The sequence below is a fragment of the Allorhizocola rhizosphaerae genome (assembly GCF_003426775.1).
Classification (GTDB): domain Bacteria; phylum Actinomycetota; class Actinomycetes; order Mycobacteriales; family Micromonosporaceae; genus Allorhizocola; species Allorhizocola rhizosphaerae.
The window spans coordinates 1-26,910 of sequence record NZ_QJUG01000021.1 but is presented as its reverse complement, the minus strand read 5'-3'; the positions used below and the strand labels follow the sequence as shown (position 1 = coordinate 26,910).

26 protein-coding genes and 1 pseudogene are annotated in these 26,910 nt (G+C 69.0%); 15 read left to right on the top strand and 12 right to left on the bottom strand.

What is annotated here, in order from left to right; translation table 11 throughout:
• Window positions 1–117: 117 nt before the first annotated feature.
• A complete protein-coding gene (locus tag DM816_RS06360) occupies window positions 118–864 on the bottom strand; it encodes a hypothetical protein (protein WP_117209203.1) in 747 nt (248 codons plus the stop codon).
• 118 nt (window positions 865–982) lie between these two features.
• On the opposite strand from DM816_RS06360, the gene DM816_RS06355 reads away from it, so the two are divergent.
• The 7 genes from DM816_RS06355 to DM816_RS06325 all read left to right on the top strand — a co-directional run bounded on the left by DM816_RS06355 (window position 983) and on the right by DM816_RS06325 (window position 9,225).
• On the top strand, window positions 983–1,435 hold the full coding sequence (locus DM816_RS06355) for an NUDIX domain-containing protein (protein WP_117209202.1): 453 nt from the start codon (window positions 983–985) through the stop codon (window positions 1,433–1,435).
• 244 nt (window positions 1,436–1,679) lie between these two features.
• Window positions 1,680–2,099, top strand: coding sequence for a hypothetical protein (locus DM816_RS06350; protein WP_117209201.1), 420 nt, complete (start codon window positions 1,680–1,682; stop codon window positions 2,097–2,099).
• Between the two features lie 126 nt (window positions 2,100–2,225).
• Window positions 2,226–2,678, top strand: coding sequence for an amphi-Trp domain-containing protein (locus DM816_RS06345; protein WP_162907171.1), 453 nt, complete (start codon window positions 2,226–2,228; stop codon window positions 2,676–2,678).
• 472 nt (window positions 2,679–3,150) lie between these two features.
• Window positions 3,151–5,070, top strand: coding sequence for a fibronectin type III domain-containing protein (locus tag DM816_RS06340; protein WP_117209199.1), 1,920 nt, complete (start codon window positions 3,151–3,153; stop codon window positions 5,068–5,070).
• Window positions 5,067–6,065, top strand: a complete 999-nt coding sequence (locus tag DM816_RS06335; RefSeq protein WP_117209198.1) for an AAA family ATPase — start codon at window positions 5,067–5,069, stop codon at window positions 6,063–6,065. Before DM816_RS06340 ends, DM816_RS06335 begins: the two co-directional genes overlap by 4 nt.
• Window positions 6,062–7,165 (top strand): DUF58 domain-containing protein, encoded by a 1,104-nt coding sequence (locus tag DM816_RS06330; RefSeq protein ID WP_117209197.1) that lies wholly within the window; start codon window positions 6,062–6,064, stop codon window positions 7,163–7,165. Before DM816_RS06335 ends, DM816_RS06330 begins: the two co-directional genes overlap by 4 nt.
• Window positions 7,162–9,225, top strand: a complete 2,064-nt coding sequence (locus DM816_RS06325; RefSeq protein WP_117209196.1) for a transglutaminase TgpA family protein — start codon at window positions 7,162–7,164, stop codon at window positions 9,223–9,225. The genes DM816_RS06330 and DM816_RS06325 overlap by 4 nt, the downstream gene beginning before the upstream one ends.
• On the opposite strand, the gene DM816_RS06320 is transcribed toward DM816_RS06325, so the two are convergent.
• The 8 genes from DM816_RS06320 to DM816_RS06285 all read right to left on the bottom strand — a co-directional run bounded on the left by DM816_RS06320 (window position 9,168) and on the right by DM816_RS06285 (window position 16,646).
• On the bottom strand, window positions 9,168–10,901 hold the full coding sequence (locus DM816_RS06320) for a serine/threonine-protein kinase (RefSeq protein WP_162907170.1): 1,734 nt from the start codon (window positions 10,899–10,901) through the stop codon (window positions 9,168–9,170). The genes DM816_RS06325 and DM816_RS06320 overlap by 58 nt on opposite strands.
• A gap of 44 nt (window positions 10,902–10,945) precedes the next feature.
• Window positions 10,946–11,719: a class I SAM-dependent methyltransferase gene (locus DM816_RS06315; protein ID WP_117209194.1), complete on the bottom strand. Its 774-nt coding sequence runs from the start codon at window positions 11,717–11,719 to the stop codon at window positions 10,946–10,948.
• A gap of 87 nt (window positions 11,720–11,806) precedes the next feature.
• The gene (locus tag DM816_RS06310) at window positions 11,807–12,136 is read right to left on the bottom strand and encodes a nucleoside triphosphate pyrophosphohydrolase family protein (protein WP_117209193.1); all 330 of its coding nucleotides are present in this window, start codon (window positions 12,134–12,136) and stop codon (window positions 11,807–11,809) included.
• Window positions 12,137–12,180: 44 nt separating this feature from the next.
• Complete coding sequence (locus tag DM816_RS06305) at window positions 12,181–13,143, bottom strand: glycoside hydrolase family 6 protein (RefSeq protein WP_162907169.1); 963 nt, start codon at window positions 13,141–13,143, stop codon at window positions 12,181–12,183.
• Window positions 13,144–13,219: 76 nt separating this feature from the next.
• The gene (locus DM816_RS06300) at window positions 13,220–13,447 is read right to left on the bottom strand and encodes a DUF6458 family protein (RefSeq protein ID WP_117209191.1); all 228 of its coding nucleotides are present in this window, start codon (window positions 13,445–13,447) and stop codon (window positions 13,220–13,222) included.
• A gap of 311 nt (window positions 13,448–13,758) precedes the next feature.
• Complete coding sequence (locus tag DM816_RS06295) at window positions 13,759–14,001, bottom strand: hypothetical protein (RefSeq protein ID WP_117209190.1); 243 nt, start codon at window positions 13,999–14,001, stop codon at window positions 13,759–13,761.
• Between the two features lie 30 nt (window positions 14,002–14,031).
• Window positions 14,032–14,952, bottom strand: coding sequence for a PrsW family intramembrane metalloprotease (locus tag DM816_RS06290; protein ID WP_117209218.1), 921 nt, complete (start codon window positions 14,950–14,952; stop codon window positions 14,032–14,034).
• A gap of 296 nt (window positions 14,953–15,248) precedes the next feature.
• On the bottom strand, window positions 15,249–16,646 hold the full coding sequence (locus tag DM816_RS06285) for a CHASE3 domain-containing protein (protein ID WP_117209189.1): 1,398 nt from the start codon (window positions 16,644–16,646) through the stop codon (window positions 15,249–15,251).
• A gap of 54 nt (window positions 16,647–16,700) precedes the next feature.
• On the opposite strand from DM816_RS06285, the gene DM816_RS06280 reads away from it, so the two are divergent.
• A complete protein-coding gene (locus DM816_RS06280; RefSeq protein WP_211588569.1) occupies window positions 16,701–17,345 on the top strand; it encodes a response regulator in 645 nt (214 codons plus the stop codon).
• Here DM816_RS06280 and DM816_RS06275 read toward each other — a convergent pair.
• Window positions 17,266–17,658 (bottom strand): response regulator, encoded by a 393-nt coding sequence (locus DM816_RS06275; protein WP_246001643.1) that lies wholly within the window; start codon window positions 17,656–17,658, stop codon window positions 17,266–17,268. The two genes, DM816_RS06280 and DM816_RS06275, sit on opposite strands and share 80 nt — an antisense overlap.
• A gap of 103 nt (window positions 17,659–17,761) precedes the next feature.
• On the opposite strand from DM816_RS06275, the gene DM816_RS45175 reads away from it, so the two are divergent.
• The 4 genes from DM816_RS45175 (at window position 17,762) to DM816_RS06255 (ending at window position 21,724) form a co-directional block, all read left to right on the top strand.
• Window positions 17,762–17,890, top strand: coding sequence for a hypothetical protein (locus DM816_RS45175; protein WP_281274299.1), 129 nt, complete (start codon window positions 17,762–17,764; stop codon window positions 17,888–17,890).
• A gap of 38 nt (window positions 17,891–17,928) precedes the next feature.
• Window positions 17,929–18,384 (top strand): YbhB/YbcL family Raf kinase inhibitor-like protein, encoded by a 456-nt coding sequence (locus DM816_RS06270; protein WP_117209188.1) that lies wholly within the window; start codon window positions 17,929–17,931, stop codon window positions 18,382–18,384.
• A gap of 245 nt (window positions 18,385–18,629) precedes the next feature.
• Window positions 18,630–19,349: a beta-phosphoglucomutase family hydrolase gene (locus DM816_RS06260; RefSeq protein WP_117209187.1), complete on the top strand. Its 720-nt coding sequence runs from the start codon at window positions 18,630–18,632 to the stop codon at window positions 19,347–19,349.
• Window positions 19,349–21,724, top strand: coding sequence for a glycoside hydrolase family 65 protein (locus DM816_RS06255; protein ID WP_117209186.1), 2,376 nt, complete (start codon window positions 19,349–19,351; stop codon window positions 21,722–21,724). Before DM816_RS06260 ends, DM816_RS06255 begins: the two co-directional genes overlap by 1 nt.
• 96 nt (window positions 21,725–21,820) lie before the next feature.
• Here DM816_RS06255 and DM816_RS44230 read toward each other — a convergent pair.
• Window positions 21,821–22,180, bottom strand: a pseudogene (locus tag DM816_RS44230) (SRPBCC family protein); the annotation flags it as partial.
• An 86-nt stretch (window positions 22,181–22,266) separates the two neighbouring features.
• Here DM816_RS44230 and DM816_RS42250 point away from each other — a divergent pair.
• Both DM816_RS42250 and DM816_RS06245 read left to right on the top strand, forming a co-directional pair.
• Window positions 22,267–22,443, top strand: coding sequence for a hypothetical protein (locus DM816_RS42250; RefSeq protein WP_162907167.1), 177 nt, complete (start codon window positions 22,267–22,269; stop codon window positions 22,441–22,443).
• Between the two features lie 41 nt (window positions 22,444–22,484).
• Window positions 22,485–23,537 (top strand): glucose 1-dehydrogenase, encoded by a 1,053-nt coding sequence (locus DM816_RS06245; RefSeq protein ID WP_117209184.1) that lies wholly within the window; start codon window positions 22,485–22,487, stop codon window positions 23,535–23,537.
• 19 nt (window positions 23,538–23,556) lie between these two features.
• On the opposite strand, the gene DM816_RS06240 is transcribed toward DM816_RS06245, so the two are convergent.
• Window positions 23,557–25,521 carry a SpoIIE family protein phosphatase gene (locus DM816_RS06240; protein ID WP_117209183.1) on the bottom strand — a complete coding sequence of 655 codons (1,965 nt, stop codon included), beginning with the start codon at window positions 25,519–25,521 and terminating at the stop codon, window positions 23,557–23,559.
• 14 nt (window positions 25,522–25,535) lie between these two features.
• On the opposite strand from DM816_RS06240, the gene DM816_RS06235 reads away from it, so the two are divergent.
• A partial coding sequence (locus DM816_RS06235) for a HAMP domain-containing protein (RefSeq protein WP_117209182.1) occupies window positions 25,536–26,910 on the top strand: 1,375 nt, incomplete at its 3' end.

Genomic DNA, 26,910 nt, shown 5'->3' with positions numbered 1-26,910 from the left:
GTCTTGTCGGCGAGCCGGTAGACCTCGTGGGTCGTTCTGCAGGGGTCAGAGCCCGGACGGAACCGGTGGCTTGCGGCCCGGGTGCGGTACGTTTCAAACCCGTAGCCGCAAGTCGGGTCATGGCAGCTGGACCACCGTTTTGAACGCCTGGCCCTCCCCGATCCGCCAGCTGGCGACCACTTGGCGAGGCCCGCCGAAGTGCGGGTCGTCGGCGCCGCGGTAGTAGGCACCGCCGCTACGGGCGCCGTCCTCGGTGCGGCAGATGTCCCGCAGTGCGTCGCGCAATCCAGGATGCTCCACGGCGGCGAGCTTCTCCTCCCAGGATGGGTCGACGCCCCAGTCCGGCTCGCATGGCCGCAGGTGGTCAGGGCCACGGTGGGTACCGGTGACAAACCGCATGGCGTCGAACAATGACCCGTCGGTGTGTGCCCGCAACTGGATGTCTGGACACGCCCGGTAGACCTCTTGAGGCGTCAGGCCACGCTCGAGGAGGATCCTGCCCAGATCCTGGCCCCGGATCGGGGAGTCGAGTTCGGGCACCCCATGTTGTGCGCCGCCTTCCATCATGCAGGCCTCGAAGACGGACTCGCCGAGGTCGATGCTCCAATATGGAGTGTCGAGATCCCAGCCCTGCAGCAGCTTTCCCAGCTCGGGAATCGTCTCGAAGGGTGCCCGGACGATCTCACCACGGGCCAGCGGAGCCAGATCGAAGCCCTTCTTGAACAGCTCGATGGCCAAGTCGTCGCAGTCGTAGTACGCGGCATACGTGGCTTGCGGAAACTGCTCCAGCCGCCGACCGAGCAGGATCGCGAAACCTTGCTTGAGCGCATCGTTCCAGCCGTCATGCTGTGCCGACTCTGCCATTGTCACCAATCCGTGAATAGTCATCGCGCCGAAGGGATGGCTGCACTGAAGCCTCCGCGACTCTAGCGGACGGGTGCTCACGAGATGGTGACGCACTTGCCCTAGTTCTTATCCGCCGGTGCGGCACCGTGGCATCGGCCGCCGTCCGGTACCGCCCTCCGCGAATGTGCTGGTGGTCAACGACTCGGGCGAGATCCTGATGATCCGCCGTGCGGACAACGACAACTGGGCATTGCCGGGCGGCGCGATGGATCTCGGCGAATCCCTGCCCGCTGCCGCTGTGCGCGAGACCTTGGAGGAAACCGGCGTCCACGTCGAGATCACTGGACTCTCCGGCATCTACACCGATCCGCGTCACGTCATCCTCTACACGAGCAACGGCGAAGTGCGCCAAGAGTTTTCGGTCGTGTTCGTCGCCAAACCGCTCTCGGGGGTGCCGACGCCCAGTCACGAGTCGCGTGAAGTCCGATGGATCGCACCAGGCGAGCTGTCCGACCTCGCCATGGATCGCTCGATGCGAATGCGCGTCGAGCACTACCTCGCGGGATCGGGCAGCGCACGTCTTGGATAGTGGCGGCCGCCACCGATGTCTTCTTCGCGGCCGGCTCGGTCGGCCGGCAAGAATGTCCAACGGATCACCTCGGCCTCAAGCGATAGTCCGCCTGGCCCGTCGCCAGCCGGCCTGCTGTCACCGTCGTCGGCGCCCCGGCCCGTGATCGATCCACGTAAATTTCTAAGACTTACGGAGGAGGCCTTTCCGTAGACGTCCGTCTATGCTTGCCGGAGTTCTGGCCCTTCTCGCATCCGGAGGTACGATGCGCAAGCGACTGCTGCCAAAAACGGGGATAGCGCTGGCCATGATTGTGGGATTGCTGGTCACGCTGGCGCCCACGGCCGCGAGCGCGGATGTCACCGTCAATGACACCCGCTCCTATGACCTCATCCGGCTCAACTGCGACGACGAGGCTGAGACGTTCTCCGACGAAGTCCAGATGTACATCAACGGCCGCTGGGTCGGCAGCCGCGGCAACCTCGACGGCGGTGACTGGTGGGACCTCCCGTTCGGCGGCACCTTCGACGCGCCCTTCCTCGTCGAGTTCTGGGAGAACGACGGGTGGAAGATCGGCGAAACGTGGGTCTCCCCCAATGATGCCGGCCAAGGCTACATCGAACGGGTTTACGAGGGTTACCACGGCACCCACTACAGGTACCGCTTCACCTACATAGTGTGGTGAAGCACCTCGCCACCCGGGCGGCGCCACTGCAGCCGCCCGGGGGTCGCGCGCTGACTCGTCGATACGGGCCCACCACGACGTACCGTCCAAAGCGGACTATCGCCCCCGTGTGCGAGCATGCTCCGCATGGAAATCTTCGAGGATGAGCGTACGGTCTCGCGGGCAGATCTGGCCGCGTGGCTGCGGCAGATGGCCGGCCAGTTGGAGTTGGACGGCAAGGTCATGTTTGGTGCAGCCGGCGCGGTCACCGTCGGCGACGAGGTCCACTGTGAACTGGAGATCGAGAGCAGTGGCTCCAAGACGTCGATCGAGATCGAGTTTAGCTGGACCGGTGCCGGCGCCTCCGGAACGGTGAAGGACTCCAAGGCCGAAGCCGACGAGGACGAGGGCGAAGAGGAAGAAGACGAGGAAAGCGAAGGGGAAGAGGAAAGCGAGGCGGAGGCCGAGGGGGCTGGCGACGTGGGTGAGGAGCGTGCCACGCTGCCGGCCGTAGCCGGTGTTGCGCCGGCCGTTGAGCCGGGCGATTCGGCTGAGGAGGACAAGGGCGGCGACGCTCGGCCGACTGCTGCGGCGCACTGACAATCGCGGTCGAGCCTACCTGGCAGACGTGCCCGGGTGGGCTCGATCGCCCGAGCCATGTCTCGAAGGCGGCGCGGCATGAGGAATAGCATCCAGTGATCTCGATGCAGGCTGGATCCGGGTCTGAGGCGTGGGGCGCCATCGTGCGGGCCCTAGCCGTCTATTTCGGACAGAGCGTGTCGAAGTGCTGAGCTGCTGGCGTTTCGGGCGTGCCCGGCAATTCGACCCGCTCGCTGTGGGGCTGCGCCGTGGCGTGGCAATTCCGGCGTGGCGGGTGCCACCGATCTTATTCAAATCGAGACCTTCTGTGGCCATCCGGTCCGACGACCGCGCCGAATAACCAGCATGGGAGTCATACCCTGGACGGGCTTCATGATGCTTTTCGATTTTCGGCTATGCTGCCCTGTGCTACGGCCGGGCCGATGGGGGGATCGGGCCGGGAGGTTTTGCGGGGCGCGGGAGGGAGCTCGCCGTGAATCTGTCACTCCGTAAGGGCCGCAGGCTGTTCGGGTCGCGCGGCGCCACCGAGGTTATCCTGGTGATTCTGGTGGCCGGGCTGGTCGCGGCCGCCCTGTTCGCCTCCGGCATCGCGCCCACCCTGCTGTCCACATCGGACGGCCTGACCTGGCTGGGCGACAACCAGCGCGGCGAGGCGGTGCAGGTGAACCCGGCCACGGGCCAGCAGGAAAACCGGCTGAAGGTGGCTCCCGTCAACCATGACATCTCCCTTGCCCAGCGCGATGGCCTGCTCGTGGTCACCGACGCCACCAACGGGTCGGTCACGGTCATCAACGTGTCCACGCTCATCACCGGCGGGCGCTGGTTCGGCAACGGCGGTGGAGCGATCGAGGTCCTGCTCAACGCCAAAGAGCTGTACGTTGTGGACCGGGTGCGCGGCACGGTGGTGCGGCTCGACCCGGTCAGCGCACGCCCGATCGGCGCGGGCTGGATGGCCGGCGGCCTGCTCGCCGACGCCGCGATGGACGGCAAGGGCAAGCTGTGGGCGCTGCGCGGCGACGGCCAGCTGCACACCCTGGCCTGGTCCCAAGACACCGAACGCCTGGTGGAGACGACCTCGTCGGTGCGCGTCGACGGCGCCGACCTGCGCTCCCGGCTCGTGTCCCACGATGAGGGGATCACGCTTTTCGCGCCCGAGCGAGGGGTCGCGGTGCGCGTGGGCACCGGGGACGACACCGTCGTGGAGGTCGGCAAGGTACCAGGAACAATAAATGCCGCGACTGAGGCGCCTTCGGACCTTGTGCCTGTGTCCGTTGTGGAGTCCGCGACCGTGCTGCTGTTCCATCGCGGCCGGGCGATCACGGTCGACGTTGGCAAGATGGGCTGCCAGAAGCCGGGTGAGCCGGTCGTGTACCGCGGACGGGTCTATGTCGCGTGCGCGGGCGCCCGCAAGGTGCTCGTGCTCGGCCGCGACGGCGAGCACCGCCCGCCCGACATCCAGATCCCGGCGGGTGAGCCGAAGCTCGTCATCGACGACGGCAAGCTGTTCATCCACGTGTCCGGCGGCAACGTCGGCTACGTCGTCAACGAGGACGGCAAGGTCACGCAGACCGAGACGCACGACGCCACGCAGCCGGTCAACGACCCGGACAATCGGCCATCGCCCAAGGTTCCCACCACCAAGCCGCCCCGCAGCACCCCGACAAACACCACCACCACCACGGGTGGTGGCGGCGGTGGCGAGACGCCCAGCCCGAGTGTGGAACCGCCGCCGACGAGCGCCGCGCCGGCCGGGCCGAGGGTTCCGGGTGCGCCGACCGGCGTGTCGATCAGCGCGCAGTTCGAGTACGGCACGACGCTGCGGGTCGAGGCCAGCTGGCAGTCGCCGCCCGACAACGGCAGCCCGCTCACCGGCTTCGAACTTCTCCTCACCTCCGATCGCGGCTTCTCGCAGCGGTACAACCTCACCGCCCTGCGCAGCGATCCGGTCGAGATCGGGTGCGGCTCGCGCTGCCACGGCATGCGGGTGCAGGCCGAGGTCAGGGCCGCCAACGGGCAGGGGCAGGGCCCGGCTGCGACGGGCGGCTACACGCACAACGCGCCCGCGCAATCGCCGGCTACCGGTGAGGTCGTCGTCAACGCTGTCGACATGTACGAGGCCGCGGCGCCCAACTGGGCCGTCCATGCGGTGTTCAACCCGCCGTTCGCCTGGCGGACCTACGAAGGCTCATGCACGCTCAACTGGAGCGGGCCGACCACCGGGTCGCTGGTGGTGTTGTGCTGGGCGACGTCGTTCGAATTCACGCTGAGCGGCGGCGGCGGAAACTACCGGTTCTGGATGCAGGCCGGCGGTGTGAGATCCAATGAGGTGCAGGTGTACGCGTTCCGAGAGCCGATCGAGCGGCCGCCGTGCCGGGGGTGCGAGATTCCATGACCGCTGCGACGCAGACCCAGGTTTTGAACGTGGTGGGCGAGCGCGAGGTCGCCGCGTTCCGGCAGCTGCACACCCGGCTCGGTGACGCGCTGGAGATCGCCGTGCGCGGCAAACGGTCCATTGTGGACCTCGTGCTGGTGGCGTTGTTCGCCGGCGGGCACGTCCTCATCGAGGACGTGCCCGGTACCGGAAAGACAACGCTGGCACGGTCCCTCGCGGCGGCGCTGGGCGGAGTGTCGCGGCGCGTCCAGTTCACGCCCGACCTGCTGCCCAGTGACGTCACCGGCACGACGGTGTTCGACGCGCGCACATCGCAGGTGGCCTTCCGCCCGGGGCCGGTCTTCGCCAACGTCGTGCTCGCCGACGAGATCAACCGGGCGGCGGCGAAGACGCAGTCCGCGCTGCTGGAGGTGATGGAGGAGCACACGGTGACCGCCGACGGGGTCGCGCATGCGGTGCCCGACCCGTTCCTGGTCATCGCCACGCAGAACCCGATCGACCTGGAGGGCACCTATCGGCTGCCCGAGGCGCAACTCGACCGCTTCATGATCCGCACGACGCTGGGCTATCCGGAGCTGGCCGACGAGCTCGCGGTGATGCGCCCCGGCGACCGGGCGGGTGCGGTGCAGGAGATACCGGCCGTCACCACCCCGGCCGAGGTCGCGCATTTCGTCGCGCTGCTTCCGGGGTTGCACTTCGCCGAGCCGCTGCTGGCCTATGTCCGGGAGATCGGGGTTGCCACGCGCACCGACAAGCGGGTGCGGCTCGGTGCCAGCCCGCGTGCCATGCGGGCATTCGTGCGCTGCCTTCAGGTGTACGCGGCGGCTCAAGGAAGACATTATGTGGTACCAAATGATGTCCATCGCTTGGCGGAACCGGTGCTCGCGCATCGGCTGTTGCTGACCCGGCGCTCGCTTTTGGACGGTGAGACCGCGGGCGGGGTCATCACGGACGCGCTTGCCGCCGTCGATGTGCCGAGCCCTGCGGTGCGATGATCCGCCCGACCGCCCGGGGTGTTGCGGTGGCGGTGCTGGCCGCCACCGCGCTCGGATTGGGTTGGTGGTGGCGCTATCCGGGGCTCATCGCCGTGGGCGCCGGCTTCGCGGTGCTGCTGCTGTCGGCCTTCGCGTCAGTGGCGGCCCGGGTCGATGTCACCGCTCGCCGGTCGGTGGAGCCGTTGCAGGTCGAGCGGTTTGGGCGCTGCACCGACGCGGTGGAGCTGGTCCACAATGGACGCCGGTTCGCCGTGACGGTGGACGCGGTCGAATCCGTTGGCGGGGAGCAGGTGCCCGTGCTGTCGACGACGCTGCGCCCGCGGGGGTCTGCCGAAAGCCGGATCGATGTGCCGACCTCGCGCCGGGGCACGATCACCGTGGGCCCGTTGAAGTTGCGCCGCCTCGGGATCGCGGGTCTCACCCGCGCCGAATGGGAGGAAGCCGGAGTCGTGAAGGTGCGGGTGCTGCCACGGGTGCTGCCGCTGCACGGGATTCCGGTCGGGTCGACACGCTGGGTCGCGGGCAGCGACGAGCGGATAGCACGCGGCGGCACGGACATCGTCGGCATGCGCGACTATCTTCCAGGCGATGATCTGCGCCGATTGCATTGGGCGACAAGCGCCCGCGTCGGCCGGCTCATGGTGCGCGAGGACGCCGACCCGTCGCGCGGCCGGGTGACGCTGCTGCTTGACGACCGCGCTTCGGCGTATGCCTCGCCCGCCGATTTCGAGGAGGCGGTCGATGCTGCGGCCTCGATCGCGGGGGCGGCGAGTGCGGCAGGGCACCCGGTGGCGGTACGAACCGCGAGCGGCGTGATCTGGGCGGAGCAGGCCGACGAGGAGGAGGCGTTGGCCCTGCTCGGTGATGCGGTCCTGGCGGAGGGCACCCTGGTCTTCGACCGGCCCGACGCGCACGATGTGCTCGTCATCCTCGGCGGGGCCGGGTCAGACGCGGGTGAGCTGGGGTTGGCGGCCGGCCAGGCGACGTCCGTCATCGCGCTGCTCGTGTGTTCGGGCCCGCCGGAGTCCGATGGCCTGGTCCCCGTCGTGCGCGGGGCGAACGCCGAAGAGTTGTTGCGCGGTTGGGAAGAGCAGGTATGACACGGGTAGTCTGGGCCGCGCTGCTGGTGGGCGTTGGGGCGTGGCAGCTCTCGCTGACATGGTCCGTCGACCGGGAGCTCATCATTGCCTCGGCTGTGCTTCCCGTTGTCCTGATTGGATTGGGCGCCCGGCTGCTGCCCGCTCCGGCGGTGACGTTCACCGTGGTGGGGCTTGGGGCCGTCGGGTTCTACGTGATGTGTGTCCGGAATGGACTGGACCCGGGTGACGTGCTGCGGCGGGGCGTGCCCAGGTTGCTTGCCGCGCCGCGCCCGGTGCCGCCCGAGCCCGGACTGCTTCTGCCTGGCGCGACTTTCGGGTTCGTGACCGGGGTTTGGGTCGGGCTGCGCGCGGTGTCGAGTGGACTGATCGCAGCTCCCGTTGGGGCCGTGGCGCTTTACACCGGGGCGGCTCTGCTCGGCTCGGGAGGTACCGACCCGAAAGGCTTTGTGGCGGCGGCGCTGGTCTTCCTCGCCGCGGCAGGATGGGTAGGCCGCAATCCGGCGGTGTCGCTGCGGCGGCTCGCACCGGCGACCGTTGCCGCCGTGGGTGTGGCCCTCCTGATCGGTCCAATCGCGATGGCGGACGCCTTCGATCCCCGGCGCCTCGTCGAACCCGAGGGCAGGCACCTGCGCCAGCCGAGCCCGCTGGCCAAAATCGCGGCGTGGCACCGGCAGGGCGACGTCGAACTGCTGCGCTACACCTCCGGCCGGGACGAACGGCTGCGTCTCGTGGCGCTGACCAACTACACCGGGGCGAGCTGGTCGGCGGAGGGCAGATACCGGCGCATCGGCACCGTTTCCGACCCCCGGCAGCGCACGGCCGACATCGCGGTCAGCATCGGGGCGTTGGAAGGCCCGTGGCTGCCCGGCCCGGCCCGTCCGCTGGCCGTGTCGCTGTCCGATGTGGAGTTCGACAGCGACTCCGGCTCGCTGGCGCTGCGCGATGGGGTGCTGCAGCCGGGGCTCAGCTATCGCGTCACGTCGGGACTGGACGGTCCAACCGAAGAGGCGGTCGCCGCGGCGGATGTGCCGTCGGGGGCGGAGATGCGGTCCTATGTGGAACTGCCCTCCGCACCGGCCACGCTCACGGCGTACGCGCAAACCATCACCGACGGCGCGAAGACCGCCTACGAGAAGGCGGTCAGCCTGGAGTACTCGATCCGGGAAAGCGGCCGCCACGACCCGGACGCCCCTTCGGGCTCCTCCTACGCGAGGCTGGAAACCTTCCTGTTCGGCACGGCGGGGACCGTCGCGGGGGCGAAGGAGGGCACCGCCGAGCAGTTCGCGTCGGCGTTCGCGGTGCTCGCGCGGGCGGTCGGACTGCCAACGCGGATCGTCGTCGGTTTCGCCCCGGGCACCCCGGGCGACGGTGGCACAAGGGTGGTGCACGGGCGAGACGCGCACGCCTGGCCCGAGGTCTACTTCAGCGGAATCGGCTGGTACCCCTTCGATCCCACGCCGGCCGCGAGCACGCCAAGCGAGACCAGACTCGAAATCATCAACCGGCTGTTCCAGCAATCGATCCGCCCGTCGGCGGCTCCCTCGTCGGCACCGCCGATGGCCGCGGGCGGCGAGCAGGTGGAGCGGCGTGTGCCCTCGCCCGCGACGGCGGCGCCCGGCTATCCACTGCTTGCGGTGGGGATCGCCTTGCTGCTATTGGGTTCTCTGATACTGGCGAGGCGGTTGCGGACTGTCCGGCATCGACGGGCCGGCGCGGCCGGAGCATGGGCCGAGCTGCTCGACGTGTTGCTCCTGATAGGACGGTCACCGGCGCGCGGGCAGCCCGCCCCGGTGATCGCTGCGGGCCTGGCCGCCACGGTGCCGATGATGGACGCCGTGTTGGTGGTCGCCGACGAGGCCGACCGCGCGGCCTTCGGGCCCGGCCCCGTGCCCGGTGACGTCGCCTGGCGTGCCATGCGGCGAGTGCAGCACGCGGCCCGCACCGCGATCCCGTGGCATAGAAGGATTTTCTGGTACATCGACCCGCGCCCGCTGTTTCGCTCTCAGCGCGCCGGGCGGCTGCCGCGCACGCCGGTGCACTTCAAGGGCGAGATGCCCTGACTGGCCTCGGTGACAGCGAGCACCGCAAGGCAGTAGGGTCTGCCCGGTTCGATCCCGTCCACGATGGCGCTCGTCTTGCCCGCGCCGACCTGGGTCAGCGGCACGCCCTCGGTGCCGACGATCTCGACGATGACGAACACGGCCTTGCCGCCGCTGCGATCGGACCACGTCACCTCGAAGGACGTGCCCCGGTCGGTGAGCCGGGTGATCTGCGGCGCGATGGCTGGATCGTCGACGCGTGCCGGGCCGGAGTTCTCCGGTGACAGGGCTCCGCTGAACGACGGGACCGGGCGGCCGGGGTCGTCGGTGGCGGGCGTTGCGCTGGGGCCCGGCAGCGCGACGGTGTTGAGCCCGCTCACCCACACGATCGTGACCGTCGCCAAAACGCCCAGCAGCACCGCGATCCCGAGGAGGATGACCAGGCGCGGCCAGCCCGAGCGGCGGCGGGGCTCCGGTGGGGCGGCGGGAGTTTCGGCGGGGGCTTCAGGACGCACACCGGCGAGCACGGCATTTGACGAACGGTCGACCCAGAGCACCTCCGGGGACGACTCGATCGACCACATGCTCCTGCCAAGCGACTCCACCGGCATCGTCGGCTCGGACGGCGCGGGCTGCTGCGGTGATGGTCCGGTCGGTGGCACGACGGCGGCCTTCGCCACGACTGTGGGCGCCGCTTCGTTCGGTGGCACCACGGCGGCCTTCGCCACCACTGCGGGCGCCACTTCGGTCGGTGGCACGGCGGGCTTCGAGCCGGTTGGCGCGGCATCGGGTGCCCATGCGCGATCCTCGGTCCCAAGGGCCGACAGCGCGGCATGCAGCTTTGTCGCGTCGGGGAAACGCTCCTCCCGCCGCTTGGCCAGGCATCGCCTGATGATCGCCGCGAGCCCGTCCGGCACCCCCCTTATGCTTATCTCTCTCGGAGGCGCGGTGCGGACCCTTCGGATATACGCAAGCGGGTTGTCGGAGTCGGGATCATCTGCGGCGAACGGCGGTCGCCCGTCGAGCAGGGTGAACAGGGTCGACCCCAGGGAGTAGACGTCGTCGGCGGCGTCCGGAAGCTCGCCGTCGAGCACCTGGGGCGCGGCGTGCCGGTAGCTGAACAACTCCATCGAGGCCGAGTGACCGGCGTCGGCGCGGCGGGCGAGCCCGAAGTCGGCCAGCACGTAGGAGGTCGGCAGCACGAGAATGTTTTGCGGCTTGACGTCGCGGTGCAGCACACCCTGGGCGTGCGCGAAGGCGAGGGCGTCGGAGATGACCACGCCGATCGCGATCACCTCGGCGACGGGCAGCGGGCCACGGGCGCGCAGCTGGTCGTACAGTGAACCGGCGTCGAAGTACTCCATGACAATGCAGGGCCGCCCGTCGGGCAGGACGCGCGTGTCGAGGACGGAGACGATGTGCGGGTGCGCGCGGCCGAGCCGCACGGTGATCTCGAGCTCCCGCTGGAACCTGGCCGACCGGTCTTCCCCACCGTCCGGGCCGGCGGCCAGAATCTTCACCGCGACCGGGCGGTCGAGGCCGACCTGGAGCGCGCGATAGACCGTGCTTTCCCCGCCGGCGGCGACGGGTGTGAAGTCGGTGTAGCCCGCAAGCTCCACATAGGACGGTGGGTTGGCGGTTCGGGGTCCGGAGGCATCGGGCGACCATGCCTCATCGGGTACTGCGGTTTCCGGCACGCCCCACAATGTACCCACGTAGATGTATCAACGGCAGGCAGGCTTTATGTCCGATCCGCGCCATCCTGTCGGACGGCGGCCACGGCCGCGTCCTGCCCGCCACGCCACACCAGGCCGACCTCCGCGAAACCGGCCGACCGCAGGGTTTGCAGGTGCCACGAGGCCGGCGGGTAGGACTCGGCCGAGTGCCGCACCGCGAAGATCTTCTCGCGCTCGCGGACCAGCGGTCCGAGCTGTGCATCCTTGGCGGCATGCTCCCACCAGGCCGCCCATGAAAGCACCGCGCCCGCGGCCCAGCGGGCCTCCCGCCGGGCCTGCTCCCAGGCGGCGACACGGCTGCTCAGCTCGGGCAGGCCGTCGTCGGGCATGTGGTCGGCGTTGATGAAGACTCCGCCGGGGCGCAGCACGTCGCGAATTTCGGCGTAGAGCGCGGTGAGCCGATCCGGGGCGATCCAGTGCAGCGCGGTCGCGGTAAGCACCGCGTCGTAGTCGTGACGCGGCAACGATTCGCTCCATTGTGGACTGAGCAGGTTGGCCGCCACGATCGTGGATCGTTCGGGGTCAAGGCTTGCGCGGGCGATGGCCGAGACAGCCGGATCGAGGTCGAGCAGCGTGGCATGGGCGTGCGGAAAGCGCCGCAGTGCCCGCAGGGAGATCGATCCGGTCCCCCCTGCCAGGTCAAGGATGACCGGCGGACGGCCGTCGTTGATGGACTCGACGACGTCGAGCATCGCGGTGAAACGGTGCTCACGGTCGGGCATGTAGGCCTCCTGCTGGCGGTCCCAGCTTTCCTGCCATGCGATCCCGTTTATCGTCATCAGGGTCCCTTCCACACGCCAGCCGGCCGAAGATCACCCTAATACATAATGACAACCGTTTTCAACTATGGGCTAGGCCACCCTGGCTCAGCGGTTGTCGCCGCTGCCGCTCAGCACGCCACGGCCCTGGCGGCTGGCCAGCTTGGCCAGGTTGGCCGTCGCGATGTCGTCCAGCGACAGGTCGAGGTAGTCGGCGAGGACCGCCACATACCAGAGCACGTCGCCGAGTTCCTTGGCGATGTCGGCCCGGTCGATCCGCGACTCGTCGCTGTCGAGGTCGCGGACCCACTTCTTGAACTTCTCCGCGATCTCCCCCGACTCGCCGACAAGCCCGAGCACCAGATGGAGCAGCTCGTTCCTCTTGTCACGTGGAGCGGCGGTACGCAGGGCGCCCCGCTGGTACTCAGCTAAGTCCATGGCAAACCAGTATGGTCTAACCTTCCACCCGACCAGCCACGCCGTCATGCCCTCTCGTTCCCGGCCCGCCGACGGAGATTTTCTGGTACCCATTGAGCGTTCGCGATGAGCGTGGCGGCCTGACGTGGCGAGAAGCCGAAGGTGCTCTCGCCGCCGCAATGCCCGTCGGACTCGCCCGGACGTTTGACCCACAGGTGCGCAGCCGCGCCCGTGCCCGGGTCGGTCGTCGGGCGTTCGCCGAGGCCCTGTCGCGCCGGGTTGCACCACTCGTCTCCCGGGGGTGGGCCGAGCCCGTTGCGGCTGGTGTCGATGAGGAACTCGCGGTCGCCGGTCATTTTGGACACCTCGCGTGCCCAGACGTCGCTGTCGGCGGTGGTCTGCCGGTTGGACACGTTGACGGTGAAGCCTTGCGCCGCTTGGATTCCGGAGGCGATGAGGCGTTCTGCGGCCTGGCCGGGCTGCCGCCATTTCGGGTGCCCGGCGTCGAGATACAGGTGGTGGCCGGCGCGCGCCAGCCGGTAGGTCGCCTCGCGCAACAGCTGTGCCCGAGCGTCGGTGTAGCAGTCGGCCGCGATGGCATCCGGTTCCATGATGATGACTGCCTTGTTGGTACCGAGCGTGTCCGCCAGCCGGTCGATCCAGGCCAGATAGGAGTCTGGGTCCGGTGCCCCACTCGCGGCGCCCGCGCAATCCCGGTTGGGCACGTAATACGTGACCAACACCAGAAGCGCCCGTTGGCTTGCCGCGGCGCGGATCACAGCGGGCAGCCGGTCGAGGTCACGCGGGGCAGTGAGCCAAATGGCCTGCGGTGTATCGGTTATCGGCTTGACCCAATCGGGGTCGCCGTTGGCCCGTGCCCATGCGGCGGCCGCCGTTTCGATGTCGTGGAACAGGTTCGCGCCCTTGAACGGGTGCACCAGCGGCGCGTAGGTCACCGGCGGCCTGTCGGCGCGGGCGCACGCGGCCAGCACGGCCGCGACGATGGCAAGAAGAATCGCGAGCTTCATTTTTCCTCTGCATGCCAACATGTTGCTGGCCGCCGGGCACGGCTCGCGCCCGGCGGCCAGCAGGAGGTGTATCTCACTACAGGTCTGAGCGTTCCTCGACCCGCCGGTATTCGGTCGGTTCACGGGTGGCCACGGAACGATGGCGCGGCCCCCAGATCAGCGCGGTGAAAATCAGTCCGATGACACCACCGACCATGAGGATCCAGCCGACAATGTCCAGGTCGACCCCGCCGACCTCCAGGTTGAGGGCGAACGTGAGGATCGCACCGGCCACTATCATGAAGATGCTGGCGCCAATACCCATGTCGTCGCCTCCTCTTATAGGCGGGCGAACGGAATGTTCGCCTATCGCATGGGGTACCCGGCGCGACCGAAGACAAACGGCCAAGCGCGGTCGATAACGCCGGCGGAAATTGCTCACGTTCGGCTGTTTGCCGCGCCCGAAACGGGGTAGGCGGCAAGGGCCCTTCCCCGTGGCACTCCGCTCTGCTCCGCCGGCGAAGCCCCAAGCCTGCACCCGCCTGGGGCACCTAAAACATCCCGCCAGCAGTGCCACAATCGTGGGACAGGTTTCACCGGTGGCCGCATTCCCGATACGTTGTGCGGCGAAACCGGCTAGCCACCGCTGCTGTTCGAACTGGTGGTGCCGCTGGTGGGCGGGTTCATGCCGCCGCTGCCGGCGTCGCCCGTGGTGGTCGGGGCGGTCTTGCCCGGGTTCTTGCGTCCGGGCTTGACGCGCATCGACGTGCCCGCCTTGCCCCCCGTTGTCGTCATCATCCCTGGTGTCTCGCTGGGCCCGCCGTCGCGGCGTTCCTCTTTTTCGAGCTCCCGGTCGGCTTCACTCTTGGCGTTGGTCATGCCATCGGGTTACCCAGCCGGCGCGAGGAATCAACGTTGTCTGGCCAGTCGCCAGCGCACGAGGACCAGGACCAGACCGACGAGCCCGACCGTGGCCAGCAGACCCCAGTAGAGCACCGTGAACAGGTCAAGCTGCGCCTGTGTTACACCGGGCAGTTCACCCAGCCGGACCATCGTCCACTGCGCGGTCGTTCCGGTGAGCACCAGCATGAGCCACACCGCGACCGGCTGCGACGCGTCCCACAGCGCATGCAGCGCGGCCACGACGAGGTACCAGATGAAAACTTCCCCGCTGAACAACCGCGGCTTTTTCGTGTAGGCGGCCGTGGCGAACAGCGCGCCGCCCAGCAGGGCCGTCCACAGTCCGTGGCCGAACGGGGTCAGGATCCCGCGCAGCGCTTCGGTTTCGGCCAGGTTGAGCAGCGACAGGCCGCTCTTGGTGAACATGGCGTTGAACGCGTACCCGGCGCTTTCGAACGCGGCGAAGCCGAAGCCCACCGCCGCGCCGAGCACCATGCCGTCGCGCCTGGTGTAGTAGGGCAGCCGCCGGGCCAGCAGCCACAGCGCGCCGAGCTTGACGGCCTCCTCGATGAGCCCGATGGCGACGTATGCCACGCCGGAGACGTGAGCGAGCAGCGCAGCCTCCAAAATGGACGCTCCCAGGATGCCGAGCACGCCGCCGTAGATGAACGCGGCGAAGATGCGCTGCGCGGTCACGACCTCGTCGGCGTGCCGGAACGCGTACGCCACAAAGGTCACGGGCACCAGGAAGCTGCCCACGAGAATGATGGTGGGCACGAGGTTGACGTTGCCGGTGGCAAACGTGACACCGACGGTCGCCAGCCACAGGGCCAGCCCGCCGAAGAAGATCTTCAGCCAGCTCGGGCCGGTCCGGCGTGCGGCAGGCGGTGGCGCGGCCACGACACGTGTGGTTCGAATCGCGAGGTCCATAGGCTTCAGCATCAGCGTTTGCATAGCCATCGGTCTCCCCGGCCACCCACCAACCCACCTACCAGCTAGCAGTAAAACTCTGCCACGCAGCCCACCCCTCTCGCGTCGATCATGAACTTACGTCGATGCTCGACGACGTGTCGTGACACTAACTTCATGATCGACCGGAGGGGGTCGCCCGAGAAAGGCGACCCGAGCGGCCGACCCGAGCGGCCGACCCGAAGAGGCCACCGGAAGTGGTCAACCCAAAGAGGCCAGCCCGAAGAGGGTGGCCCGAAGAGGGTGGCCCGAAGAGGTCAATTGGCGGCGATGGGCAGGTCGGCGGCCAGGGTCGTGCCTTCGCCGGGCGGGCTCGTGACGGTCACCGTGCCGCCGAGCGCCTCGACCCGGTCGGTCAGCCCGACAAGGCCGGAGCCCCTGCCGGAGGCCGCGCCGCCCACACCATCATCGCTGATTTCCAGACGCAGCAACCCATCCCGGGCATGCGCCCGGATCGTCACGAAGGACGCCTGCGCGTGCTTGGCCGCGTTGGCGAGCGCCTCGGACACGACGTAGTACGCGCACACCTCGACCGGCTCCGGCAGGCGGCCCGCAACGTCGAGGTCCAGCTCGACCGGCACCGGGCTGCGCCGGCCCAATGCCTTGAGCGCCACGGCAAGCCCGGCCTCGGAAAGGATCGCCGGGTGGATGCCGCGCGAGATCTCCCGCAGCTCGTTGACCGCCTCGCCGAGCCCGGCCGTGAGCCGGTCGAGCTGGCCCGCCAGCTCCGGCCGGTCCTCCTGCGACACCATCTCGCGCGCCGCCCGCGTGTCGAGCACGAACGCGACCAACCGCTGCTGGATGCCGTCGTGCAGGTCGCGTTCGATACGCCGCCGCGCCTGGTCGGCGGCGGTGACGATGCGCTGCCGGGAGGCGGCGAGCTCGTCGGAGTTGCGGGCCAGTGTGGCGGCCATCGTGTTGAAGCTGTTTTTCAGTACCCCGACCTCGCCCACGCCACGGCCGGCCACTCGCGCGCCGAGGTCGCCCGCGGCGAGCCGTTGCGCGGCACCGGCAACGCGGCGCACCGGCGCGACGACCGCCCGGGTCACATATCCGGTGTAGGCGGCGATGAGGAGCAGCGACCCGGCGAGCCCGGCAATCCCGGCCGCTGTGGCGCGCATGGCGTACTCGTTGGCGCTGCGGCGCTGGTTGTCGGCGGCGGCCTGCTCGGTGGCGACCATGGCATCGAAGTCCGCCCGAAGCGCGTCGATGCGTTGCTTGCCTTCCTGCGTGACCTGGGTTGTGCGGGCGGCGGCCGGGTCGCGGCGGGCCGTGTCGATCAGCGGGATGGCGTATTCGCGCATGTATGCCGAGCCGGCGTCGGAAATCTCGCGCGTCCGGGCCTGCTGTGCGGGATCGTCGGCCACCAGGCTCGCAAGGGTCTGCGCCTCGCCCGGGAACACCGCGCTTGCAGCGTGCCACGGTTCGAGGAAGTCCTCATCGCCGGTGAGCGCAAACCCGCGCAGGCCCGTCTCCATGTCGACGACCAGCCGTTCGAGCCGGTTCGCCGACACCAGCACCTGGGTCGAGCGCTCCAGCCGCAGCTGTGCCTCGCGCAGCTGGGAGATCGAGGAGAGCAGCACCGCGAAGGCACCCGCGATGATCACCGCGAGCGCGGCTCCGGCAATGATCGCGCGCCGGGTGAGCCCGCCCATCACCGCAGTGTAGCGAGCCCTCGGGGGTGGTCGATAATGCTTGTCATGACCGGGTTGCGGGTGGTCGTCGCCGACGATGACGTGCTGCTGCGGGCGGGTTTGGCCAGCCTGCTGGAGCGCAACGGGTTCGACGTCGCCGGTCAGGCGGGCGACGCGGAGGCGCTGCTGGCCCTGGTTCACCAGCAGCGGCCGGATCTCGTGGTGGTCGATATCCGGATGCCGCCCACGCACACCATCGAGGGGCTGCAGGCCGCGTCGCGCATCCGCGAAGAACTGCCCGACGTGGCCATTCTCGTCTTATCCGGGTATGCCGAAGTCGAGCACGCGATGCGGCTGCTGGCCACCGGGCAGGCCGTTGGGTACCTCCTCAAAAGCCGGGTCACGGATGTGGGGGACTTCGTCGACACGCTGGAACGCGTCGCCAAGGGCGGCTCAGTGGTCGATCCGGCGCTGGTGCAGGAGCTCGTCTCGGCCCGGCGGCGCGACGATCCGCTCGACGTGTTGAGCGCGCGGGAGCGGGATGTGCTCAGCCTCATGGCCGAGGGCCGGTCCAACGCGGGGATCGCCCGCCGGCTGTGGGTGACCGAGGGTACCGTCGAAAAGCACGTCAGAAGCATCCTCACGAAGCTCGGCCTGGCTGAGGCGGACGACGACCACCGGCGGGTCCTTGCCGTGCTGGCGTTCCTTGAGGCGCGCTGAGCAGGCCCCGGATCGCCGCCCCGGTAAGGTCCGATTTGGACAGAAAGCCGATGGCCGGGCTCGCCTCGACCAGATCGGCCAAGTCCTCCCGATCCCGCGTCGATATCAGGATCGCCGACGTCCCCTCCAGCCTTCCAGCGACATCAAATCCGCTCTCCCCATCAAGCCCGACATCGACCAGGGCCACATCCGGCCGCAGCCGCTCGGCAAGCGCGACCGCCTCGGCCCCCGTGCCGGCCACGCCCACGACGTCGACGCCCTGCCGCTGGAGCAAACCACGGGCGGCCTCCAGGAAGTGCGGACTATCGTCCACGATCAGGCAACGCAAGCTCACATCCCCAACACTCCCACCCCTCACCCTCACCCACATCCCTGCTACCCCCCACTCTCCCGCCCACCTCCCCTTCCTGTTGATCATGAAATTACGCCCATGTTCGACGGCGCGGCGCGGCACCAACTTCGTGATCAACGCGGATTGGGTCGGGTGGGCCAACCGCCCGCGGCAGGGCAAGCAGCTGCCGGCTCAGCGCCTGACGCGGGTCTGACCGCATGGCATCCAGCCGCCGGGGGTACGGGTAAGGGTATGACCGAACTCCAGTTGACCAGTCCGGCGTTTGGCGACCGGGAGTGGATCCCGGACCGGTTCAGCCATCTGGGCGGCAACATCTCCCCACCGCTCGCGTGGTCCCAGGTGCCACGCGACGCCGCGGAATTGTTGTTGCTGTGCGAGGATCCCGACGCGCCGAGCGGGACCTTCCTGCACTGGCTGGTGTCGGGCATCGCTCCTGAGACCCAGTGGGTTTCCGAGGGCGCGGCCCCTGGCAACGCCCAGCAGTGGCCCAATGATTTCGGCGAGACCGGCTGGGGCGGCCCGCAACCGCCGGTCGGCGACGCACCGCACCGGTACGTCTTCCAGCTGCACGCGCTGGCCGAGGCCGTACAGTTGCCGCCCAATCCGGATGCCGGGCAGCTCCACCAGGCGATCAAGGAGGCTCAACCGCTGGCCAGCGGCACCCTCATCGGCGTGTACGGTCGCTGAACCGCACACCCGTCAAGCGCTCCGACAGCTCCCACAGGCGACGGCCGGACCGTCCTGCAGCGGTGGAGCGCCAGCGACGGCGCGGACGATCCGGCTGACCTGACCGACCGCGCCTTCGCGGTCATCGCGCCCGCGCTCGGCCGGGCCTGGCCGCAGACCCACTGGGTCGATTTACCGCTGGCAGGTATTGCGCGATTGGCGCTGACCGCGATGTCCGGCACCGCGCGAAGCGCGATGATCGATGCATGTTGGGATTGCCCAAGGGCGTGACCGCCGGGCTGTTCGACCTCGATGGGGTGCTGACCGACACCGCCGCGGTGCACAACCGGGCGTGGACGGAGACGTTCGACGCGTTCCTGCGGGAACGGGCGCGGCGGACCGGCGAGCCGTTCGTGGCGTTCGACCCGGTGGCCGACTATGAGACATACGTCGATGGCAAGCCGCGCGCCGACGGCGTGCGCGACTTCCTCGCCAGCCGCGGCATCGCGCTGCCCGAGGCGGAGATAACCGGTCTTGCCGACCGGAAGAACGAGGCCCTGCTGCGACGCATCCGCGCCGACGGGGTCGAGGTCTTTTCCGGTTCTATGCGGTACCTGGAAGCCGCTCGCGATCGCGGGCTGCGCCGCGTGGTGGTTTCGGCCAGCGCCAACACCGCGCAGGTGCTTGCGATCACCGGGCTCGCCGGGCTCGTCGAGGGCTGGATCGACGGGATCGCCATCGCGCGGCGCGGCCTGAAGGGCAAGCCCGCGCCCGACACGTTCCTCGCAGGCGCTTCGTTTGTGGGGGTCGAGCCGGAGCACGCCGCGGTGTTCGAGGACGCGCTCGCGGGGGTTGCCGCGGGCCGTGCGGGCGGATTCGGGTTCGTGGTCGGGGTGGACCGGGTCGGGCACGGACACGCCGACGCCCTGCGGGAGCACGGTGCCGACATCGTGGTGCGCGATCTGGCCGAACTATTGGAGGCGTGATGAGCGACTTCCCCATCGAGCCGTGGCAGGTGCGCGAGCACGGCCTCGACCTGGACCGGCTGGCCCGGTCCGAGTCGGTTTTCGCGCTCTCCAACGGGCACATCGGGTTGCGCGGCAATCTGGACGAGGGCGAGCCGTTCGGCATCCCGGGCACCTATCTCAACTCGTTCTACGAACTGCGGCCGCTGCCCTACGCGGAGGTCGCCTACGGCTATCCCGAGTCCAGCCAGACGGTCGCCAACGTCACCAACGGCAAGCTGATCCGCCTGCTGGTCAACGACTCGCCGTTCGACGTCCGATATGGACGGCTGCTCGAACATGAACGCGTGCTTGATTTTCGCGCCGGTACCCTGACCCGCTACGCCGACTGGGAGTCCCCCGCCGGGCACCGGGTCCGCGTGCGCTCGACCCGGCTGGTGTCGCTCACGCAGCGGGCGATCGCCGCGATCGAATACTCGGTCGAGGCGGTGGACGGGCCGGTACGGCTGGTCGTGCAGTCCGAGCTGGTGGCCAACGAGCCAACGCCCACCCGTTCCGGCGATCCGAGGGTGGCCGCCGCGCTGGACCACCCGCTCGACGCGATCGCCCAGGAGGTGCGCGACGACGGCGCCACGCTGGTGCACCGGACACGGGTGAGCGGGCTGCTCATGGCCGCCAGCATGAACCATCTGGTCGAAGCGCCCGGCCCGGTCAACGTGGACACCTCCTCTGCCGACCACTGGGCGCGAACCACGTTCGTGTGCACGCTCGCGCCCGGACAACGCCTGCGGCTCGTGAAGCTGCTGGCCTACGGCTGGTCGGGCCTGCGCTCGGAGTCCGCGCTGTGCGACCAGGTCGCGGCCGCGCTGACCCGGGCCAGGCACACCGGTTTCGACGGCCTGCGCGCCGAGCAACGGTCCTATTTGGACGATTATTGGGCCGGTGCGGACGTGGTCGTCGAGGGCGATCCGCAGCTGCAGCAGTCGGTGCGGTTCGCGCTGTTCCACGTGCTGCAGGCGGCCGCGCGAGCCGAGCGGCGGTGCCTGCCCGCCAAGGGGCTCACCGGTCCCGGCTATGACGGGCACACGTTCTGGGACACCGAGGCATATCTGCTGCCGATGCTCGTCTTCGTGCAGCCGCACACGGTAGCCGACGCCCTGCGCTGGCGACACTCCACTTTGGACCTGGCGCGGGAGCGGGCGGCGGCGCTCGGGCTGCGCGGGGCCGCGTTTCCCTGGCGGACCATCCGGGGCCAGGAGTGCTCCGGGTACTGGCCCGCCGGTACCGCGGCATTCCATGTCAACGCCGATATCGCCGCTGCGGTGGCCTTGTACCGGGCGGTGACCGGCGACGAAACCCTTGAGGCGGAGGCGGGTCTGGAGCTGCTGGCCGAGACCTCCCGGCTGTGGATGTCGCTGGGGCACCACGACTCCGACGGCGTGTGGCACATCACCGGCGTCACCGGGCCCGACGAATACACGGCCATCATCAACGACAACCTGTTCACCAATCTGGCCGCGGCGCACAACCTGCGCGATGCGGCCGATGCCGCACAGCGGCACCCCGATCGGGCCCGCGATCTCGGTATCACCCCCGCCGAGATCGCGGCCTGGCGCGCCGCGGCCGAGGCCGTCCACGTCCCCTACGACGGCCGGCTGCGCGTGCACCAGCAGAGCGAAGGGTTCACCCGGCTGCCCGAGTGGGACTTCGACGCGTCGCGCGAAAAGTACCCGCTGCTGCTGCACGCACCCTACTTCGACCTGTACCGCAAGCAGGTCGTCAAACAGGCCGACCTCCTGCTGGCGCAGTATTGGTTCGGCCACCTGTTCGACGACGACGACAAGGCACGCAACGTCGACTACTACGAGCGGCGCACCGTCCGCGACTCCTCGCTGTCGGCCGCGATCCAGGCCGTCACCGCCGCCGAGGTCGGGCATCTCGGGCTCGCCTACGACTACACCTATGAGGCGGCGCAGATCGACCTGCTCGACATCGACCACAACAGCGGCGACGGGCTGCACATCGCCTCGCTCGCCGGCGTCTGGACCGCGCTGGTCGCAGGCTTCGGTGGCCTGCGCCACCGCGACGGCGTGCTGTGCCTGGCACCGCAGCTGCCCGTGGGAATCCACCGGCTCGCCTTCACCGTGCGGTGGCGCGGGATGCGCCTTGGGGTCGACATCGACCCGCAGCGAGTGACCTACACCCTGCACGACGGGCCCGATGGGCCCGACGCCACACTCTCCCTACGCCACAACGGAAGGACCGTCACGGTCAGCACCGCCGAGCCCGCCGTCGAGACGCTGATCCGGCGCCGGCCACTGCTCCCCCGGCCGGCCCAACCACCCGGCCGCCGGCCCCGAGCGCACCGCTCCTGGCTCGACCAGCCGGCGTCGTGACGGTGACCGTGACCCGGTGGAGGCGTGCCGGATCGGCGTGCGTTGCCCCTCCAGGATGTCGCGCAGCAGGTGCAGGCGTTTGGTGACCGCCCGGTGCAGCAGCGGGAAAAACCAGCGGCCCATGTAGCGATACACCGACGCGCCCACGACCTTGGTGTCGAGCACCATGCGGGTGCTTTGACCGGCGTCGATTGACTGGAAGGTGAATGTTGCCGTGTATGGCGTAGCCGACACTGTCGACAGAAGACTGAGGCGCGCCGGGGGGACATATTCCGTGACGCGCATCCGGGCCGTAAAGCGCCAGCCGAACAGCAGATTGTCCTGCTCATATTCGGCACCGACCCCGTGGTCCACAAGAGACAGCACTCGCACCGCGCGGACTCCGCGAAACCATTCCACATTGTTGCGACTGTCAGTCACATAGGCGAACACCTGGTCGACGGGTCGATCGACCACGAGTTCAAAACGCAGCGGCTTCACCTGGGTCAGGTTACTCGCGCGCCGCGCTGTGGGAAATGAGCTACTTCGATACGATGAATCGCATGGAACAGCCAACGACGGAACGGGCGATGGCGCTGTTGCTGGTTCCGGCGATCATCATGGGCTTCCTGCTCTCGATCCTGATCGCCGACACCTGGCCGATCCGCGGCCTGCTCACCCCCGTGCTGTCCTTCGTGCTGCTCGCGATGGGCACGTGGATCTGGCGGCGGACGGACTGATTTGACCACACGGCGCCGCCTGGTCAGGCAGGATTGATGACGTGCTCGCATTGACGGTGGACCCGAAGAAGGCCGGCTCGCTGGACGTGCGGGAGGTCGCAGACCCACGGCCGGCGGCCGGAGAACTGCTGGTCCAGGGGATCGCGATCGGCGTGTGCGGCACCGATCGCGAGATCGCCGCCAATGATTACGGTTCGGCGCCGCCCGGCAAAGACAGGCTCATCCTCGGGCACGAATCACTCGGACGGGTGGTGCAGGCGCCACCCGAAAGTGGCTTCGCGCCGGGCGATCTGGTGGCGGGGGTCGTGCGCCGGCCAGACCCGGTGCCGTGCGGGGCGTGCGCGCAGGGCGAATTCGACATGTGCCGCAACGGGTTGTACGTAGAACGCGGCATCAAGGACGTGGACGGGTTCGGCAGTCAACTGTGGACGATCGAACCGTCCTATGCGGTCAAGCTCGACCCGTCGCTGGGCGAGGTCGGCATGCTCATGGAGCCCACATCGGTGGTGGCCAAGGCCTGGGAACAGGTCGAACTGGTGGGCAGGCGCTCATGGTTCGACCCCAAGCGGGTGCTCGTCACGGGAGCTGGCCCGATCGGTTTGCTGGCCGCGATGCTCGGCGTGCAGCGTGGGCTCGACGTGCACGTGCTCGACCTCGCGACCTCCGGCCCGAAGCCTGACGCCGTCGCGGCACTGGGCGCCGAATATCACTCTTCCGGGATCGATTCATTCATCGCCAAGGGCCGGCCCGACATCGTGATCGAGGCCACGGGCGTCTCCGAGGTGGTCATCGACGCGATCGGGAGCACGGCCGCGTACGGCATCGTGTGCCTGACGGGCGTGTCGCCTGGCGGGCGCCGGATTTCCGTGGACGTGGGCGGGGCCAACCGCTCGATGGTGCTCGAAAACGACGCCGTCGTCGGCTCGGTCAACGCCAACCTGCGCCACTTCGCCGCAGCCGCCGAGTCCCTCCGCCAGGCAGACCCCACCTGGCTCGCCCGCCTTATCACGCAACGCATTTCCCTCAACGACTTCGCCCAGGCCTTCACCCACCCCGACCCCGACACCGACATCAAATCCATCATCACCCTCTGACCCGCCGCCCACTGCGCGGTTAGAGTGTGTTGCGGAGGACAAGGATGGCGATGTCGTCGCGTGGGGGCTCGTTGGAGAAGCCGAGCACCGTTGAGCCGAGGCGGGCCGCTATGACCTCCGCCGGGTAGCCGGAAAGGGTTTTGAGAACCCGCTTCAGCCGCGCGATGCCGAAGAACTCGTCGTGCCTGCGCCGCTCGGTCACGCCGTCGGTGTAGAAGACGATCGACTCTCCCGGGCGCAGCACCAGCGACGTGCGCGGTGAGCTGAGCTCCTTGAGCAGGCCGACCGCCGTGCCGCCCGCGCCGACCTCCGTCACCGCGCCGCTGTCGTTGATGAGGATGGGCTGGTCGTGCCCGGCCAGATGCAGCGTGAGCCGTGCGGTGCCGTCCGGGCAGGGCGCGACCACCGCGAGGGCCAGGGTGCAGTAGCGTCCGCCGCGCTCGTACAGCATCTCGTTCAGAGTGTCCAAAATGGACTCCAGCGGGCGGCCGTCCCGTACCAGAACGCGAATCACATCCCGCACAAGGCCGGTCACGTTGGCCGCCTGGATGCCCTTGCCCGAAACGTCGCCCACGACCAGCAGCCACCGCCCGTCGGACATGGGCACCGCGTCGTAGAAATCGCCGCCCACGTCCACGTCATCGCCGATCGGCACATACTGCGCGCCCAGCTCCAGCCCATCCACCTGGGGCAGCTCGGGCGGCAGCAGCGACTGCTGCAGCGCGTGCGCGATGCGCCGCCGCTCGTGGTGGATGCGGGCGTTGTCGATGGCGAGCGCCGCCCGCCGCGCTAGGTCGCTTAGCACCTCCAGCTCGTCGGGGTGATGCCGGTGGTCCTCGTGCCGCCCGACGGCGAGCAGGCCCAGCCGCTGACCGCGGGCTGCGAGCGGGATCAGGTATCCCTCCGTCGGCGGCGCCAGCGGGGTGAGCCAGTCGGTCACGTCCAGGTGCTTGAGCTGCTCTTCCAAGGTGGACAGCAGCGAGGGAAGCTCGGCCTCATCCGAATGCGCGGCCGTGGCCAGCTGCGGCGAGCTCGGGTCGTCAACCGTGTAGACCGCGCACCACGAACCGAGCCGCGGCACCACAAGCCGCGGGATGAGCGCGGTGGTCAGGGCCGGGTCGAGCGACTGGGCGAGCAGCTCGCTTGCCTCGGCGACGAACGTCAGCCAGGTGCGCCGCTGATCGTCGGTGTGTTTGAGCCGCTGCCGCTCCAGCGCGAGCCCGAGCCGCTCCGCGGCCAGCCGGGTCAGGACCATCGCGTGCGCCGACTGCGGCACGCCCAGCACGAGACTCCCCGACCACGGGCGGGTGAGCGGAAGGGCCGCGTCCCACTCCCATTCGTCGATGGGCGGACCGAAGCTTGCCAGCGTCGTCGGCCCGTCGCCCGTATCGAGCAGGACCGCGCCGGACTCGGCCGGCAGCCACTCGGCGAGCCGCTCCAGCATGCGGTGCGCGTATTCCGCGGCGGTCTCGTCGAGGTCGGCCTCCGGATCCACGTTGAGCAGGGCCTCGACCGCCGCGAGCGCGGAGTCTGGGGTCAGTGGCGGCGTCCCGGGCGAGTCCTGCGTCTCCAGCCGGAACCACACGGCCTTGCCGTTGGCGTGATGATGCACACCCCAGCTGTGCGAGAACCTGTCCACCAGCACGAGCCCGTATCCGCCCTCGTCGGGCGGTGCCGGGTTGAGCCCTCCGGGCGAGTGGTCGCCGACGGTGACCGTGACCCCACGCCAGTCGGTGGCCACCTCGAGGTCTAGATTGCTGCCCGTGTGCCTCACCACATTGGTGGACAGTTCGGCGGTCAGCAGGAGCGCCTGTTCCATGACATCTGTCAGGCTGGACTCCACCAGCGCCGTCCGGACAAAGGCACGCGCCACAGCCGGCGTGCTGTGACCCGAGGGTAGACGGACGCGACGGATGTGTGTTTGCGTGTCTATGTGACCCGGCACAGTGCCAGTCTCTACTGTCGAGCTATCAACATCCAACATGGCTGGGAGTTCCGATGAGTGTTACCCAGGCCGAAACCCTCCCAAACGGCACAACCGACATCCTCCGCCAGCTGGCGGAAGCTTTGGGACAGGTCCGTGACGGCAACTTCCGGGTCAGGCTTCCGCGCGGCGCCGGCCTGGTCGGCGAGGTGGCGGACGCTTTCAACGACGTCGTGAGCATTGAGGAACGTCGAAGTCGGGAGCTGTTGCGGATCAGCCGGGTCGTCGGGCGCGAGGGCCGGATGACCGAGCGGCTCGACGAGGAGACGTTCGACGGGTCGTGGGCCGAGAGCGCCCGCGCGGTGAACAACCTCATCGACGACCTGGGCCGCCCGACCACCGAGATCGCCCGCGTGATCGTTGCCGTGGCCGAGGGCGACCTCTCCCAGCACATGAGCCTTGACCTGGAGGGCCGCCCGCTGCGGGGCGAGTTCCTGACCATCGGCCGGACCGTGAACAAGATGGTCGACCAGCTGTCGTCGTTCGCCGACGAGGTGACCCGGGTGGCCCGCGAGGTCGGCACCGAGGGCAAGCTCGGCGGACAGGCCGACGTGCGCGGCGTGTCGGGCACGTGGCGCGACCTGACCGACAACGTCAACATCATGGCGTCCAACCTGACCCATCAGGTGCGGTCGATCTCCCAGGTGACCACGGCCATCGCCCATGGCGACCTGTCGCAGAAGATCACCGTGTCGGCCAAGGGCGAGGTGGCCGAGCTGGCGCTGACCATCAACTCGCTCACCGACACGCTGCGCGCGTTCGCCGAGCAGGTGACGAGGGTGGCCCGTGAGGTGGGCACGGAAGGCAAGCTCGGCGGTCAGGCTGAAGTTCCCAATGTTGCCGGCACCTGGAAAGACCTCACCGACGCGGTGAACTACATGGCGTCCAACCTGACGGCTCAGGTGCGCAACATCGCCCAGGTGGCCACGGCCGTGGCCAAGGGCGACCTGTCGCAAAAGATCACGGTCGACGCCCGAGGCGAGATCCTGGAGCTGAAGTCCACGGTGAACACGATGGTGGATCAGCTGTCGTCGTTCGCCGACGAGGTGACGAGGGTGGCCCGCGAGGTCGGCACCGAGGGCAAGCTCGGCGGGCAGGCCGACGTGCGCGGTGTGGCGGGCACGTGGCGCGACCTCACCGACAATGTGAACTTCATGGCGTCCAACCTCACCACACAGGTCCGCAACATCGCGCAGGTCGCGACGGCCGTGGCCAAGGGCGACCTGTCCCAGAAGATCACCGTGGTGGCGCAGGGCGAGATCCTTGAGCTCAAGGACGTCGTGAACACGATGGTGGACCAGCTGTCGTCGTTCGCCGACGAGGTGACCCGGGTGGCGCGCGAGGTCGGCACGGAAGGCAAGCTCGGCGGACAGGCCGACGTGCGCGGCG

Coding starts and splice junctions, on each gene's coding strand:
- DM816_RS06360 (WP_117209203.1), bottom strand. CDS start 864: ATGGCAGAGTCGGCACAGCATGACGGCTGGAACGATGCGCTCAAGCAA.
- DM816_RS06350 (WP_117209201.1), top strand. CDS start 1,680: ATGCGCAAGCGACTGCTGCCAAAAACGGGGATAGCGCTGGCCATGATT.
- DM816_RS06345 (WP_162907171.1), top strand. CDS start 2,226: ATGGAAATCTTCGAGGATGAGCGTACGGTCTCGCGGGCAGATCTGGCC.
- DM816_RS06335 (WP_117209198.1), top strand. CDS start 5,067: ATGACCGCTGCGACGCAGACCCAGGTTTTGAACGTGGTGGGCGAGCGC.
- DM816_RS06330 (WP_117209197.1), top strand. CDS start 6,062: ATGATCCGCCCGACCGCCCGGGGTGTTGCGGTGGCGGTGCTGGCCGCC.
- DM816_RS06325 (WP_117209196.1), top strand. CDS start 7,162: ATGACACGGGTAGTCTGGGCCGCGCTGCTGGTGGGCGTTGGGGCGTGG.
- DM816_RS06315 (WP_117209194.1), bottom strand. CDS start 11,719: ATGACGATAAACGGGATCGCATGGCAGGAAAGCTGGGACCGCCAGCAG.
- DM816_RS06310 (WP_117209193.1), bottom strand. CDS start 12,136: ATGGACTTAGCTGAGTACCAGCGGGGCGCCCTGCGTACCGCCGCTCCA.
- DM816_RS06305 (WP_162907169.1), bottom strand. CDS start 13,143: ATGAAGCTCGCGATTCTTCTTGCCATCGTCGCGGCCGTGCTGGCCGCG.
- DM816_RS06300 (WP_117209191.1), bottom strand. CDS start 13,447: ATGGGTATTGGCGCCAGCATCTTCATGATAGTGGCCGGTGCGATCCTC.
- DM816_RS06295 (WP_117209190.1), bottom strand. CDS start 14,001: ATGACCAACGCCAAGAGTGAAGCCGACCGGGAGCTCGAAAAAGAGGAA.
- DM816_RS06290 (WP_117209218.1), bottom strand. CDS start 14,952: ATGGACCTCGCGATTCGAACCACACGTGTCGTGGCCGCGCCACCGCCT.
- DM816_RS06285 (WP_117209189.1), bottom strand. CDS start 16,646: ATGGGCGGGCTCACCCGGCGCGCGATCATTGCCGGAGCCGCGCTCGCG.
- DM816_RS45175 (WP_281274299.1), top strand. CDS start 17,762: ATGAAATTACGCCCATGTTCGACGGCGCGGCGCGGCACCAACTTCGTG.
- DM816_RS06270 (WP_117209188.1), top strand. CDS start 17,929: ATGACCGAACTCCAGTTGACCAGTCCGGCGTTTGGCGACCGGGAGTGG.
- DM816_RS06260 (WP_117209187.1), top strand. CDS start 18,630: ATGTTGGGATTGCCCAAGGGCGTGACCGCCGGGCTGTTCGACCTCGAT.
- DM816_RS06255 (WP_117209186.1), top strand. CDS start 19,349: ATGAGCGACTTCCCCATCGAGCCGTGGCAGGTGCGCGAGCACGGCCTC.
- DM816_RS42250 (WP_162907167.1), top strand. CDS start 22,267: ATGGAACAGCCAACGACGGAACGGGCGATGGCGCTGTTGCTGGTTCCG.
- DM816_RS06240 (WP_117209183.1), bottom strand. CDS start 25,521: ATGTTGGATGTTGATAGCTCGACAGTAGAGACTGGCACTGTGCCGGGT.